This window comes from Brachybacterium fresconis (assembly GCF_017876515.1).
Lineage (GTDB): Bacteria > Actinomycetota > Actinomycetes > Actinomycetales > Dermabacteraceae > Brachybacterium > Brachybacterium fresconis.
In genome coordinates this window covers 111,593-124,894 of record NZ_JAGIOC010000001.1, presented here as the reverse complement: position 1 = coordinate 124,894, position 13,302 = coordinate 111,593, and the positions used below count along the sequence as shown (strand labels likewise).

Annotated in this window: 12 protein-coding genes; 6 read left to right on the top strand and 6 right to left on the bottom strand. The window is 72.8% G+C overall.

What is annotated here, in order from left to right; genetic code table 11:
- Positions 1-92: 92 nt before the first annotated feature.
- From JOF44_RS00535 to map, 4 genes are all read left to right on the top strand, one after another.
- Positions 93-1,025 (top strand): ABC transporter ATP-binding protein, encoded by a 933-nt coding sequence (locus JOF44_RS00535; RefSeq protein ID WP_209886030.1) that lies wholly within the window; start codon positions 93-95, stop codon positions 1,023-1,025.
- A complete protein-coding gene (locus JOF44_RS00530) occupies positions 1,022-1,840 on the top strand; it encodes an ABC transporter permease (RefSeq protein ID WP_209886024.1) in 819 nt (272 codons plus the stop codon). The genes JOF44_RS00535 and JOF44_RS00530 overlap by 4 nt, the downstream gene beginning before the upstream one ends.
- Positions 1,841-1,955: 115 nt before the next feature.
- Positions 1,956-3,035 carry a COX15/CtaA family protein gene (locus tag JOF44_RS00525; RefSeq protein WP_209886023.1) on the top strand — a complete coding sequence of 360 codons (1,080 nt, stop codon included), beginning with the start codon at positions 1,956-1,958 and terminating at the stop codon, positions 3,033-3,035.
- Positions 3,032-3,853, top strand: coding sequence for a type I methionyl aminopeptidase (gene map / locus JOF44_RS00520; RefSeq protein WP_209886020.1), 822 nt, complete (start codon positions 3,032-3,034; stop codon positions 3,851-3,853). The genes JOF44_RS00525 and map overlap by 4 nt, the downstream gene beginning before the upstream one ends.
- A gap of 115 nt (positions 3,854-3,968) precedes the next feature.
- Here map and acnA read toward each other — a convergent pair whose 3' ends face one another.
- The 5 genes from acnA to dut all read right to left on the bottom strand — a co-directional run bounded on the left by acnA (position 3,969) and on the right by dut (position 10,624).
- Complete coding sequence (gene acnA / locus JOF44_RS00515; protein ID WP_209886017.1) at positions 3,969-6,776, bottom strand: aconitate hydratase AcnA; 2,808 nt, start codon at positions 6,774-6,776, stop codon at positions 3,969-3,971.
- A gap of 233 nt (positions 6,777-7,009) precedes the next feature.
- Positions 7,010-8,326, bottom strand: a complete 1,317-nt coding sequence (locus JOF44_RS00510) for a class I SAM-dependent RNA methyltransferase (RefSeq protein WP_209886015.1) — start codon at positions 8,324-8,326, stop codon at positions 7,010-7,012.
- Positions 8,327-8,489: 163 nt separating this feature from the next.
- Positions 8,490-9,290, bottom strand: a complete 801-nt coding sequence (locus tag JOF44_RS00505; protein WP_209886013.1) for a DUF3159 domain-containing protein — start codon at positions 9,288-9,290, stop codon at positions 8,490-8,492.
- The gene (locus tag JOF44_RS00500; RefSeq protein WP_209886010.1) at positions 9,287-10,075 is read right to left on the bottom strand and encodes a DUF3710 domain-containing protein; all 789 of its coding nucleotides are present in this window, start codon (positions 10,073-10,075) and stop codon (positions 9,287-9,289) included. Before JOF44_RS00500 ends, JOF44_RS00505 begins: the two co-directional genes overlap by 4 nt.
- A 3-nt stretch (positions 10,076-10,078) precedes the next feature.
- Positions 10,079-10,624, bottom strand: coding sequence for a dUTP diphosphatase (gene dut, locus JOF44_RS00495; RefSeq protein WP_209886007.1), 546 nt, complete (start codon positions 10,622-10,624; stop codon positions 10,079-10,081).
- Positions 10,625-10,685: 61 nt separating this feature from the next.
- Between dut and JOF44_RS00490 the strand changes: the two genes are divergently transcribed.
- The gene (locus JOF44_RS00490; protein ID WP_209886004.1) at positions 10,686-11,210 is read left to right on the top strand and encodes a DUF3093 domain-containing protein; all 525 of its coding nucleotides are present in this window, start codon (positions 10,686-10,688) and stop codon (positions 11,208-11,210) included.
- A gap of 143 nt (positions 11,211-11,353) precedes the next feature.
- Here JOF44_RS00490 and JOF44_RS00485 read toward each other — a convergent pair whose 3' ends face one another.
- Positions 11,354-11,656 carry a DUF4193 domain-containing protein gene (locus JOF44_RS00485; protein WP_076806100.1) on the bottom strand — a complete coding sequence of 101 codons (303 nt, stop codon included), beginning with the start codon at positions 11,654-11,656 and terminating at the stop codon, positions 11,354-11,356.
- Positions 11,657-11,949: 293 nt separating this feature from the next.
- Here JOF44_RS00485 and sepH point away from each other — a divergent pair, with 293 nt between their 5' ends.
- Entirely contained in the window at positions 11,950-13,242 is a 1,293-nt protein-coding gene (gene sepH, locus JOF44_RS00480; protein ID WP_209886001.1) for a septation protein SepH, read from the top strand.
- Positions 13,243-13,302: the final 60 nt, after the last annotated feature.

Genomic DNA, 13,302 nt, shown 5'->3' with positions numbered 1-13,302 from the left:
CCCGCGGCCGGTCGCCGCTCGCCGCGATCGGCCGCGACCGCCCCTCGTGCGCTCGGGACCTTCTCACCGTCGCCGCCTACGATGGGTCCGCCATGACTGACCACTCCCGCCCACAGCCGGCGCTCGTCGCCGAGGGCCTCGCGCATTCCTACGGCCCCGTCCGCGCCCTCGACGGCCTCTCGCTGCGGGCGCACCGCGGAGAGGTCACCGCCCTGCTGGGCCCCAACGGTGCCGGCAAGACCACGGCCGTCTCCTGCGCCACCGGGCTGCTGCGCCCCGACGGCGGCGTCCTGACGGTGCTGGGCCGCGACCCCTGGCGCGCCGGCCCCGAGCACCGTGCCCGGGTCGGGGTGATGATCCAGGACGGCGGACTCGCCTCCGGAGCCCGGGCGATGCAGCTGCTGCGCTACGGGGCGAGCCTGCACGCCCATCCGCTGGACGTCGACGAGGTCGCCGAGCACCTGGGGATCGACGACTTCGCCGGCACCCTCGTGCGCCGGCTCTCCGGTGGCCAGCGCCAGCGCCTGGCCCTCGCGCTGGCGATCATCGGCCGACCCGAACTGATCTTCCTCGACGAACCCACCGCCGGCATGGACCCGGCGATCCGCCGCCGGGTGCGCCGGCTGATCCGGGCCCTGGCCGACACCGGCAGCGCGGTCGTGTTGACCACCCACATGATGGACGACGTGGTCGGCCTCGCCGATGCCGTCTGCGTCATCGCCGGGGGCCGCAGCGTCGCCTCCGGGTCGGTGCAGGAGGTGATCACCGAGCACCGTCAGCAGGAGGGCGAGGTCACCGTCCGCGCGGTCGCCCACGGCGTCGCCCGGGAGCAGGTCGACGTCCTCGAGGCGGATCTGCACGCTGCGGCCGCCCGCCACGGGGCGCGGCTCGAGTTCACCGGGGCCGGGGCCGCCGACCTCGAGGCCGTGCTGCTGGACCTCATGCAGCCCGATCCCGCGGGGCAGCAGGGGGCCACGGACCTCGCCGCCCCGACCCCCGCGAGCCCGGGAGGGACGGACCGATGAGCACGACCGCCGACGGTCCCGCCGCGCCCCCGGACTCCGCCCCGCCCGCGGCGGCACCCCGACCCGGCCCCGCGCCGGCCCCGCGCCTGCGCCGCGTCCTCGCCCACACCGCCCTCGAGGCCCGCGTGCTGCTGTCCAACGGGGAGCAGCTGATGGTCGCGATCGTCCTGCCGGCGCTCGTGCTCATCGGTCTGCGTCTGCTGCCGATCGGCCGCCTGGAGGGCGCCGAGCCGATCGACACCGCCCTGGCGGCGACGCTCGCGACCGCGCTGATCTCCACCTCCTTCACGTCGCAGGCGATCCAGACCGGCTTCGACCGGCGCAACGGGGTGCTGCGCTGGATCGCGACCACCCCCCTGGGACGGGACGGATACCTCGCCGGGAAGGTGCTGGCAACACTGCTCGTGCACGCCGTGCAGGTGCTCGTGCTGGGACTGTTCGGCCTGATCCTGGGCTGGCGGCCCGGCCTGCTCGAGCTGCTGGCGGCCGTGCCGGTGTGGCTGCTGGGCACCGTCGCCTTCGGCGCGCTGGGGCTCCTGGTCGCCGGGCTGCTGCGCACCGAGGCCGTGCTCGCGGTCTCCAACCTCGTGTTCGTGCTGCTGGTGGCCGCCGGTGGGGTCGCCTTCCCCGCCGAGACCTATCCGCGGATCCTGCGCGGCCTCGTGGACCTGCTGCCCTCCGGCGCGCTCGGTGAGCTGCTGCGCGCCTGCCTCGCCGGCGGCGTGTTCAGCATCGGATCGGTGCTGGTGCTGCTGGCCTGGGCCGTGCTCGGCACCCTCGCCGTGATCCGCTGGTTCCGCTGGACGGACAGCTGAGAGCGCCCTCGCCGTCGCGGACGGAAGGGCGGGCCCCGGGGCGGGGGCGGGCCCCGATGTGAAAGCCGTCGCCGCGACGAGGAGACGCCCAGGGGACGTTCCTACAATCGATGCCATGAACGCTTCTCCGCCGGCCGTCGACGAGCATCCGGCTCCCACCCCACGTCGCGAGCTCGTCGGACGGATCTCCCTGTCCGGAGACCGCACCCTCGGCCTGACCGCGGCCGCCCGCGCCCGGATCGCCGCCGTCGTGTTCTGGGGGAATCTGGTCTGCCAGATCGGCATCATCGTCTCCGGCGGCGTCGTCCGCCTGACCAGCAGCGGGCTGGGCTGCTCGACCTGGCCGAACTGCGAACCGGGCCAGTTCACCCCCGAGCTGACCATGGAAGCCGGGATCCATCCCTTCATCGAGTTCGGCAACCGCACCCTGACCGGGGTCCTGGGCGTCTTCGCCGTCGCCCTGCTGCTGGTCTCCCTGCTCTGGCTGCGCCACAAGGGCCGCAGCCTGCTGTGGCTCTCCCTGGTTCCGCTGGCCGGCACCGCGGTGCAGGCGATCGTCGGCATGGTGGTCGTCTACGCGGACCTCCACCCGGGCGTCGTCAGCCCCCACTTCCTCATCTCCCCGATCCTCGTGGCGGTCTCCACCGTGCTCCTGTTCCGGCTGTACGACGGGGACGCCGCCGGGCGGCGCTCGCTCGTCCCGGGCGCCATGCATTGGATGAGCGGGGCGCTCGCGGTCATCGGCTTCGCGATCCTCGTGCTCGGCACCCTGGTCACCGGCACCGGCCCCCACTCGGGGGACGACGTGCACCCCGAGCGTCTCCCCTTCGACGCCCGGACCATCTCCTGGCTGCACGCGGACTCCGTGATGCTCTTCTGCGGCCTGCTGGTCGGGCTGCTCATCGCGCTGCACCTCATCGGTGCGGCGCGGCAGACGCGCCGGGCCGCCTGGAGCCTGGTCGTCGTCACCGCGCTGCAGGCCGTCATCGGCTACACCCAGTACTTCACCGGCCTGCCGGAGGTCCTGGTCGGTCTCCACATGCTCGGTGCGGGTCTGCTCGCCGCCGGCGTCGCCTGGGTCGCCGTCTCCCTGTACACGTGGCAGGACACGGAGACCGTCGCCGGTGCGGCCGACCCTGCGACCGGCACGGACCGCCCGACGCCGCCCGCCCCCATCGGAAAGGCCTCGCGATGATCCTCGGCCGCCGCCGTCGCAGCGCGACGCAGGAGCTGCCCACCCTCGACCAGGCCCGTCCGGCCGGCGAGTTCGTCGCCTCCGTACTCTCGCACCTGCGGAGGGTCGTCGACGTCGGCTGGAACCTCCTGGACGTGGACGCCGAGGCCCACCGGCTGATCCGGGAGGCCGGCGCGACCAGCTGCTACATCGACTACCACCCCGTCTTCGGCGCCTCCCCCTTCGGATACGTCATCTGCACCTCGGTCAACGAGGGCGTGCTCCACGGCCGGCCCTACGATCGCGTGCTCGCCGATGGGGACCTGCTCTCGCTGGACTTCGCCGTCGAGGTCGAGGGCTGGGTCGCCGACTCCTGCTTGAGCATCGGCGTCGGCACGCCCCGCGACGAGGACCAGCAGCTGATCCGCGACACCGAGCTCGTCATGTGGGCGGGCATCGACCAGGTGCGCGCCGGCGCGACCGTGGGCGACATCGGCCACGCGGTGATGACCACCGCCCATGACCTCGGCTACGCGATCAACGACCGCTTCGGCGGCCACGGCGTGGGGCGCACCATGCACGAGGCGCCGTTCGTGCCCAATCACGGCACCCCCGGAAGCGGCACGGAGCTGGTCGCCGGACAGCTGATCACGGTCGAGCCGTTCCTGGTGCCCACCACGAGCGAGCTGGTGGTCGACGAACGGGACGGCTGGACCCAGCTGTCGGTCGACGGCTCCCGCGGCGCGCATGCCGAGCACACGCTGCAGGTCACCGACGGCGCGCCGGTCGTGTTGACCGCGCGCGCGGACGATCCCGCCCCGCGCAGCTCGCTGGGCTGAGCGCCCGAACCGCCCGCTGCAGCGAGGACGCACAGCGCCCCCGGACCCCATCAGGGTCCGGGGGCGCTCCCCGTCGCCGCAACGGCCGCTGGTCACAGCGGCCGCCGCGTCGCGATCAGGCCGCGGTGACGAGCTGGCGCAGCACGTACTGCAGGATGCCGCCGTTGCGGAAGTACTCCGCCTCGCCGGGCGTGTCGATCCGGACGACTGCGTCGAACCGGACCTCGGTGCCGTCCTCCCTGGTGGCGACGGCCTCCACGGTCTTCGGGACCGTTCCCTCGTTCAGGGCGGTCACGCCGGAGACCGAGAAGGTCTCGGTCCCGTCCAGACCCAGCGACTCGGCGGACTCGCCGTCGGGGAACTGCAGCGGCAGCACGCCCATGCCGATGAGGTTGGAGCGGTGGATCCGCTCGAAGCTCTCGGCGATGACGACCTGGACGCCGAGGAGCTTGGTGCCCTTGGCCGCCCAGTCACGCGAGGAACCGGTGCCGTACTCCTTGCCGGCCAGCACCACCAGCGGGATGTCCTGCTCCGCATAGGCCTGGGCCGCGTCGTAGATGAACTCCTGCTCACCGGTCAGGAAGTTCTTCGTGTAGCCGCCCTCGACGCCGTCGAGCAGCTGGTTGCGGATGCGGATGTTGGCGAAGGTGCCGCGGATCATCACCTCGTGGTTGCCGCGCCGGGAGCCGTAGGAGTTGAAGTCCTTGCGCGCCACCCCGTTCTCCTGCAGGTAGCGGCCGGCCGGGGAGTCGAGCTTGATCGAGCCGGCGGGCGAGATGTGGTCGGTGGTCGTCGAGTCGCCGACCTTGACCAGCACGCGGGCTCCGGCGATGTCCTCGACGGGCTCCGGATCCTGGCCCATGCCCTCGAAGTACGGGGGCTTGCGCACGTAGGTGGACTCCTGGTCCCAGGCGAAGGTCGCGCCCTCGGGGGTGTCCAGGCTCCGCCAGCGCTCATCGCCGGTGAAGACGTCCTTGTAGTCCTCGGTGAACATCTCCTGGGAGATGGACTCGCCGATGACCTTCTCGACCTCGGTCGGGCTCGGCCAGAGATCGCGGAGGTAGACGTCCTGGCCGTCCTTGTCCTGCCCCAGCGCGTCGCTGTCGAAGTCGAAGTCCATCGTGCCCGCGAGCGCGTAGGCGATGACCAGCGGCGGCGAGGCCAGGTAGTTCATCTTCACGTCGGGGTTGATGCGGCCTTCGAAGTTGCGGTTGCCCGAGAGCACCGCGGTGACGGCGAGGTCCTTCTCGGCGATCGCCTCGGAGATCTCCGGGTCCAGGGGCCCGGAGTTGCCGATGCAGGTGGTGCAGCCGTAGCCGACCAGGTGGAAGCCGAGCTCCTCGAGCGCGGGCCACAGGCCTGCCCGGGTGTAGTAGTTCGTGACCACCTGGGAGCCGGGCGCCATCGAGGTCTTCACCCAGGGCTTGGAGGTCAGGCCGCGGTCGGCGGCGTTGCGGGCCAGCAGTCCCGCCGCCATCATCACCGAGGGATTGGAGGTGTTCGTGCAGGAGGTGATCGAGGCGATCGAGACGATGCCGTGGTCGATCGAGTAGTCCTGGCCGGGCACCTGCGCCGGGTTCGAGGCACGGCCGAGGACGTGCTGATGCTGCGGGGCCCTGCCGCCGGAGTCGTTGTCCGAGTCCTGGGCGGCCGGGTCCGAGGCGGGGAAGGTGCCGGCGGTGTCCACGCCGTTGCCCGCGGGCTCGTGGTGGCCCGCGTAGGTGGGCAGCACCTCCCGGAAGGACTCCTTGGCCTCGGAGAGCACGACGCGGTCCTGCGGGCGCTTGGGGCCGGCGATCGAGGGCACCACGGTGGAGAGGTCCAGCTCGAGGTACTCGGAGTAGGCGGCCTCCTTCGAGGGGTCGTGCCACAGGCCCTGGCGCTTGGCGTAGGACTCGACCAGCGCGAGCTGCTCCTCGCTGCGACCGGTCAGCCGCAGGTAGTCGATGGTGACCTCGTCGACCGGGAAGATCGCACAGGTCGAGCCGAACTCGGGGCTCATGTTGCCGATGGTCGCGCGGTTGGCCAGCGGGACCTGGGCGACGCCCTCGCCGTAGAACTCGACGAACTTGCCGACCGCGCCGTGCTCGCGGAGCATCTCGGTGATCGTCAGGACCACGTCGGTGGCGGTGGCGGCGGGCGGAATCTCCCCGGTCAGCTTGAAACCGATCACTCGCGGGATGAGCATGGAGACCGGCTGGCCGAGCATCGCGGCCTCGGCCTCGATGCCGCCGACGCCCCAGCCCAGCACACCGAGGCCGTTGACCATGGTGGTGTGGGAGTCGGTGCCGACGCAGGAGTCGGGGTAGGCGCGCAGGACGGTGCCGTCACCGGTGCTGCTGGGGACCTCGCGGGTCATGACGGTGCGGGCCAGGTACTCGATGTTGACCTGGTGGACGATGCCGGTGCCCGGGGGAACGACCTTGAAGTCGTCGAAGGCGGTCTGTCCCCAGCGCAGGAACTGGTAGCGCTCGCGGTTGCGCTCGTACTCCAGCTCCATGTTCTTCTCGAGCGCGTCGAGACGACCGGCCACGTCGATCATCACGGAGTGGTCGATGACCATCTCGGCCGGGGCCAGCGGGTTGATCTTCTCGGGGTCACCGCCGAGGTCCCGCATCGCCTCGCGCATGGTGGCGAGGTCGACGACGCAGGGCACACCGGTGAAGTCCTGCATGATCACGCGGGCGGGGGTGAACTGGATCTCGACCGACGGGTCCGCCGCCGGCTCCCAGGCCGCCAGCGCACGCACGTGATCGGCGGTGATGTTGGCGCCGTCCTCCGTGCGCAGGAGGTTCTCGAGCAGGATCTTGAGGCTGTAGGGAAGCTTGTCGGCGCCCTCGACGGCGTCGAGCGCGAAGATCTCGTAGTCGGTCCCGCCGACGGTGAGATCCTGCTTCGCGGAGAATGAGTCGGCTGTGCTCACGGGGCGAACTCCTCGGGTGGTGGGATGACCCCTTCATCGTAGGCGCGCCCGCGACGGCGGGCGGACGAACGCGACGACCATCGGATGCGGGACGCACCTGGGGCCGAGGGGTCTCCGGAGTGGTCTCCGGTAGTTATCTTGAAGTCAAGATAAAGTCTACCACGACCCGATGCGCTCTTCTGACAGCGCCTCGGCCGGCGCGCCCCAGTGCCGCCGCTCACGGCGTCGGCGCCTCAGGCGCGTTCGAGCACCGTCACCGACTCGACGTGGTGGGTGTGGGGGAACAGGTCGAAGGCGCGCAGGTCGACGATCTTCCACCCCGCCTTCTCGATCGCGGCGAGATCGCGGGCGAGGGTCGAGGGCTCGCAGGAGACGTAGACGATGCGCTGGCGGACGGCGCGGGCCAGCAGGCCCATCAGCTCGACCCCGGCCCCGGTGCGAGGCGGGTCCAGCACCACGACGTCCACGCCGCCGCGGCGCGCGCGCACCCAGTCGACGACGTCGGCCGTGGCCGTGGAGACCTGGGGCAGGTCCTCGAGGTTCTCCCCGGCGAGCTGGGAGGCGCGCCGGTTGCCCTCGATCGTGATCACGGCGCCGTCGGGGCCGACCTGCTCGGCGGCGGTCGCGGCGAACAGCCCGACCCCGCCGTAGAGGTCCCAGGCGCTGCCGCCGCGCGGAGCGCGCAGGGTGGTCTCGACCACGTCGGTCAGCAGCTCCGCGGCCCGACGGTGGCCCTGCCAGAAGCCCGTGGCGCTCACGGTGAACATCCGCTCGCCGACCCGCTCGTGCACGGTGCCGTCGCCGCGCAGGGGGATCAGGCCGCGCCCGGTGCGCACGGCCACGTCGGCGTCGCCCCAGGCCTCGGGGATCTCGATCGCGGAGGGGTCCAGCTCCCGGCCGATCAGCACCACGGAGGCGGGCCCGGCCGAGGGGGCGACGGCGTCGATCGCCTCGGTGCCCTCGGGGGCGGTCCACTCCCCCAGCCGCAGGTCGCGGATCGCGGCGGCCGCGAGCGGATTCTCCCCGGCGTCGCGGACCTCGTGGGAGCGCCAGGGGCGCATCCCGACCCGGCCGTCGCCGTCCACGGCGAAGCGCACCCGGGTGCGGGAGGAGAGACCGTCGATGTCGTGGGGAGCGGGCTCCACCTGGACGTCCTCGATGGGGTAGCTGGTCACGCCGGCCCGCCGCAGCAGCTCCTGCATCACCTCGCTGGCGATCCGGCGCTGGGCGGGCAGGGCGATGTGCGCCCACTCGGCCCCGCCGACGCCGTCGACGGAGGCCTCCTCCCAGACGGTCGGCAACCGGTCGACCCCGGCCTCGAGCACGTCGATCGCCTCGGCCCGCCAGAAGCGGGCGTCCGCCTGCTTCTCGGGGTCGTCCAGCAGACGGGCGGTGACCGTCTCTCCCGGGGCCGTCCCCCGCACGAAGACGACGCGACCCTCGTGCCGAGCGACGAAGGTGCCGCCCGCCGCGGGGGGCCCGACGGTGAGGGTGAGATGTCGGCCCGGCACGGCGGGGGTGCTCGGCACTCGTCGGGGGTCCGTGCTCATCGGTCCGCTCCCTCTGGGTCCGCGGCGGGCCTGCCGCGCGGACCGCTGCGTCTCGGTCTCGTGGTGTGCTCCGACCGCGGCCGGGGCCGGGGGCGGGGCGTCGTCGTGTCCCAGTGTCTCACCAGGCGGTCCGTACCCGCATATCCCGGGCGGGTCCGGCTGATCACCCGCGGTCGCGGCGCGCCAGCAGCGCGCGGTGCATCAGCCAGACCAGGTACGCGATCACCGCGAAGGCGGGCAGGCCCATCGCGAGCTTGGCCACGCCCAGGGCGGCGACGTGCCCGGTCAGCAGCAGCGGCACCTGGACGGCGAGCTTCGCCGCGTACAGCACGACGAACAGCAGCGTCGCCCGGGTGTAGACGGTGCGGGCGTCGCGGTCCTCGGCCCAGTCCTGCACCCGGGTGTCCAGCACACCGATCACCAGACCGATCAGTGGTCGCCGGGCGATCAGGGAGATCAGCAGGATCAGCAGCGTCACGGCGTTGATCGCGATGCCGGGCGCGTAGAAGTCGGTGCCGTCGCCGGAGCGGATCGCGAGCACCGCGCCGAGGCCGACCCCGAGCAGTCCGCCGATCACGGTGGACGGGCTCTGACGCTGGACGATGCGCACCAGCAGGAACACGGCGACGACGGCGACGGCCGTCACGGAGGCGACCGTCACCGAGCCGGTGGCGACGAACAGCACGATGAACAGCAGCGTGGGCAGCGCCGACTCGATGATCCCGCGGGGCCCGCCGATCGCGTCGGCGACCGAGAACTCATCCTGGCGCAGGACGCCGCCGAGCCCGCGTCCCGCGGCCGGATCGGCGTCCGGCACCTCGGTGCCCGAGGTCTCGGTGTCCGAGGTCCCGGTGCCCGAGGTCCCGGTGCTCGGCGCGACGGGCTCGTCCGCCGCGCCGCCGGAACCGCTGTGCTGATCGCGCGAAGGGCTCGGGGAGCCGGCACCCCCGGGTGCGGAGCTCATCCGACCTCGGTGATCTCGGGCCCGCGGGCCAGCGGGTCCAGCGGGCCGGCTGCGGTCTGGCTCAGTCCGGGGCGCTGGCCGGGCAGATGGAGCCCGATCAGCTCCTGCGGCGCCATGGCCTCGCCGCCGCGGACGACGACGAGCCGGGAGACCAGGGTCTCGAAGGTCCGCGACTGCTCCGGGTCGCCGAGCGCCTTGCCGGTGAGGATCGCCCGCAGGAACCAGCGTGGACCGTCGATCCCCAGGAACCGGGCGGGACGATATCCGGTGCGTCCGTCGGTGCGCTTGACGGGCAGGCGCGTGATCAGCTCGGTGCCGAAGACTCCGTCGCGGGTCTCGGCCGTCCCGCCCTGCTTGACGACGGAATCGCGCAGGGAGGTGCGCACCTCGTCCCACAGCCCGCGGGTCTTGGGGGCGGCGAAGGCCTGCACCTGCAGCGAGGAGCCGCCGATGACCAGATTGGCGCCGGTGACGGCGCTGCTGCGCTGGTCGACCTCCATGCGCAGCTCCATGCCGTCGATCGTCGGCACCTGCAGGCCGCCGAGGTCGATGCGGTCCTCGTCAGGGGCGTCCGCCTCGTCGTAGGGCCCGTCCTCGAGGTGCTCGGGGCGCTCCTGCTCGGGGGCGACCGCCTCAGCGATCTCCTCGCCCTCGTCAGCGGTCCCTTCATCAGCGGTCGTCGTCGCCGGGTCCTCGTCGGGCGCCTCCACGGCGGAGTCGGCCGTCTCGTCGGGGCCCGTGGGCTCGTCCCGGTGCTGTCGTTTCGTGCGGGAGAACAATCCCATCGATCATCCCTCCGTTCTCTCGTCGGTCCCGGCGGTGGCCGGGGCCGGGGCGCCGGCGAACCCGCCGCTGGAGCCGAAACCCGAGGCGGCGCGCTCGGTGACGTCGAGGTCGTCGACCTCCTGCAGCACCGGCGCCAGGAAGGGCACCACGACCAGCTGGGCGATGCGGTCGCCGACCCGCAGCCCGAACGACTCGGACAGGTCGGTGTTGTGCAGGGAGACCTTGATCGGCCCGCGATATCCGGCGTCCACGATACCGGGGCCGTTCAGCACGGTGATCCCGTGCTCGGCGGCCAGCCCCGAGCGGGGGCAGACCAGCCCCACGGTGCCGGGGGGCAGGGCCAGCGCGATGCCGGTGTCGACCAGCGCGCGTCCGCCGGCGGGGATCTCGAGGTCCTCGGCGCTGGTCAGATCCAGCCCGGCGTCGTCGGCGTGGGCGCGCCGGGGCATCGGGGCGCCGGCGGCGGGACGGATCCGCAGGGTCCGCTCCCCCTCGGGGGCGGGCGCGCTGTCGGGGTCGGTCTCCAGGGTGTCGGGCTCAGCAGGCATGCGCCCAGGGTAAGCGTTGCGGGCGCGGCGGCATCCAGCTCGTGCGTGAGAACATGGAGGCATGTCCGTCACACCCGATCCCGGCCCGACCTCCTCGCCCCGGAAGCAGCCCGCGCCGGCCTCGGATCCCGCCCAGCCGCAGCCGCTCTTCCGCGAGCGGGTGCTGCCCGGTCCCGGGGCCTGGCTCGTCGTGGTGGCGCTCGGATCGATCGTCGGACTGGTCATGGTCCCGATCGATCTCACCCTCGCGATCGTGGTCGGGATCGTCTGCGTCGTGGTCGCGATCGTCCTCGCGGTGGCCTACTCCCCCGTGCTGGAGGTCGCCGGGGGCCGATTCCGGCTCGGGCGGGCGCAGATCGAGGCCTCCCTGCTCGGCGAGCCCGAGGTGCTGCGCGGTGAGGACTGGCAGCGCACCATCGGGCAGGACTTCGAGCCGCTCGCCCATCATTGCGTGCGGGGCTGGGCGCACTCCGGGATCCGCGTCGAGGTGCTCGATACGGCCGATCCCACCAGTGCCTGGGTCGCCTCGACCCGCCGGCCCGACGACCTCGCGCTCGCTCTGCGCACCGCTGGGCGCAGCGCCTGAGAGCGTCCGGGCCCGGATCCTCGCGCCCCCGGGTCCTCGCACCGGAGGCCTCGCCGACCGTCCGGGACGACGACGGCCGGACATGACGACGGCGCCGCCCCCGCAGGGTGCGGCGCCGTCGGGCGCGCAAGGACGTCGGCCGCTCAGGCGGCGGCGCATTCCTTGCAGATGATCAGCGTGCCCTCGACGTGATCGATCTGGCTGCGGTGCTTCACGAGGAAGCAGCTCGCGCAGGTGAACTCGTCGGCCTGGCGGGGAAGCACCCGCACGGAGAGCTCCTCCCCGGAGAGGTCGGCACCGGGGAGCTCGTACGAGTCCGCCGCCTCCGCCTCGTCCTCGTCGACCGTCGGAGCCGCCGCTTCGTTCCGGCGACCCTTCAGCTCCTCGATCGAGTCATCGCTGGACTCATCGTCGTTCTTGCGCGGGGCGTCGTAATCTGTGGCCATCAACGGTCCGTTCTCATGTCTGTGTCTGTCACCGGGCGGTGGCCCGAGCGGAAAGGACTGCGGCGCTCCAGCACTGCGCCGTCGCCCTGTCCCCCAATGGGCCGGTCCGGGTCGCAACGCTGAATGCGGCGGCATTATTGCAGAGAGATCTGTGCGGGGCAACAGGACGTCCACGGGGCGTCTCGACACGCCCTGGCCGACGGCGCAGACGTCGGCGCGCGAGCGCCCCACAAGATATGGTCGCGGCCTAGACTTCTGCACGCGAGGCAGCGGCTCCGACGGAGAGGACGACGATGCGCGAGCTCGAACTCGACGGGATCCATGACGACGGGGAGCATGTGATCCTGGTCGACTCGGACGGCGAGCGGTACACGCTGCGCATCGACAAGGCTCTCCGGGCCGCGGTGCGCACGGACCGTCCGGCCCTGGGCATGATCCAGGCCGCCGACGCGACACCGCTGCGTCCCCGGGAGATCCAGGCGATGCTCCGCTCCGGGCGCAGCGCCGAGGACATCTCCGAGGCCGCCGAGGTCCCGCTGGACCACGTGCGCCGCTATGAAGGCCCGGTGCTGGCCGAACGGGAGTTCACCGCCCAGCGTGCGCGCTCCTTCCCCGTCGGCCGCGGCGGGCCCAGCCTCGACGACGTCGTCGCCGAGCGGCTGGCGGCCCGGGAGGCCACCGACGAGACCGCCTGGGACGCCTGGCGCCGCACCGACGGCAGCTGGACCCTGGAGCTGACCTTCTCCGCCGGCGGTCGCACCCGTCAGGCCCACTGGGTCGCCGACCTGGACAACCGTTCGGTCGCACCGGTCGACGACGAGGCCCGCTGGATCACCGACGAGGACGCCCCGCCCGAGCCCACCCGCGGCCGCGGTCGGCTGCAGGCGGTCAAGAGCTCGGTCTACGACGTGGAGGCCGACGGCGCCTTCGACGAGCGGTCCGCGGGGCCGCGTCGGCGGACCCCGTGGTCCGATCACCGCCCGGTGTCCGAGGACCACCCCTCGACCCTGGACGAGGACGAGCTCGACGCGCTGAACGCCCGGCGCGGGCTCCGCTCCGTGCCGCCGCCCGTGGACGACTCCGCGACGGTCTGGTCCAGCCTCGACGAGGACGCCGCCGATGGGGTCGGGTCGGCCGAGGACGACGGGACGGCACCCGCCGCCGCGGACGCCGGGGCGTCCGCCCCGAGCGCGCAGGAGATCGACCACGAGATCGACGAGGGGGTCGACGACTCCGATCGCGAGGCGCAGCTGGAGCATGCCGGCGAACCCGAGGCCGTGCCGGCCGCGGACGATGCCGGACCGGCCGGCGGCCTCGGCGCCGCCGAGCAGGAGACCGACGCCCCCTCCGACGAGGACGACGAGGCCGCCCCGGTCGAGGACGAGATCCGCTACCAGGACACCGTCGACCTCACCCCCCTGCCGGGCTTCGACGAGCCCGCGGAGGCGTCTCCCTCAGCCCGTGGTGGCGACGAGAAGTCGACGAAGCCCACGTCGTCCCCGGCATCGGGTCGCTCGAAGTCCAAGAGCAAGCGCGCCTCGATGCCCAGCTGGGACGAGATCGTCTTCGGCTCCAAGCACGACTGACCGGCACCCCCGGGCGCGGCGGCGCTGCCGCCGCCTGCGGGGTCGGCTGGGCCACCGAGC

What these genes read in the sequence shown, in the direction of transcription:
- JOF44_RS00535 (WP_209886030.1), top strand. Translation starts at nt 93, where the DNA reads ATGACTGACCACTCCCGCCCACAGCCGGCGCTCGTCGCCGAGGGCCTC.
- JOF44_RS00530 (WP_209886024.1), top strand. Translation starts at nt 1,022, where the DNA reads ATGAGCACGACCGCCGACGGTCCCGCCGCGCCCCCGGACTCCGCCCCG.
- JOF44_RS00525 (WP_209886023.1), top strand. Translation starts at nt 1,956, where the DNA reads ATGAACGCTTCTCCGCCGGCCGTCGACGAGCATCCGGCTCCCACCCCA.
- map (WP_209886020.1), top strand. Translation starts at nt 3,032, where the DNA reads ATGATCCTCGGCCGCCGCCGTCGCAGCGCGACGCAGGAGCTGCCCACC.
- JOF44_RS00510 (WP_209886015.1), bottom strand. Translation starts at nt 8,326, where the DNA reads ATGAGCACGGACCCCCGACGAGTGCCGAGCACCCCCGCCGTGCCGGGC.
- JOF44_RS00505 (WP_209886013.1), bottom strand. Translation starts at nt 9,290, where the DNA reads ATGAGCTCCGCACCCGGGGGTGCCGGCTCCCCGAGCCCTTCGCGCGAT.
- JOF44_RS00500 (WP_209886010.1), bottom strand. Translation starts at nt 10,075, where the DNA reads ATGGGATTGTTCTCCCGCACGAAACGACAGCACCGGGACGAGCCCACG.
- dut (WP_209886007.1), bottom strand. Translation starts at nt 10,624, where the DNA reads ATGCCTGCTGAGCCCGACACCCTGGAGACCGACCCCGACAGCGCGCCC.
- JOF44_RS00490 (WP_209886004.1), top strand. Translation starts at nt 10,686, where the DNA reads ATGTCCGTCACACCCGATCCCGGCCCGACCTCCTCGCCCCGGAAGCAG.
- JOF44_RS00485 (WP_076806100.1), bottom strand. Translation starts at nt 11,656, where the DNA reads ATGGCCACAGATTACGACGCCCCGCGCAAGAACGACGATGAGTCCAGC.
- sepH (WP_209886001.1), top strand. Translation starts at nt 11,950, where the DNA reads ATGCGCGAGCTCGAACTCGACGGGATCCATGACGACGGGGAGCATGTG.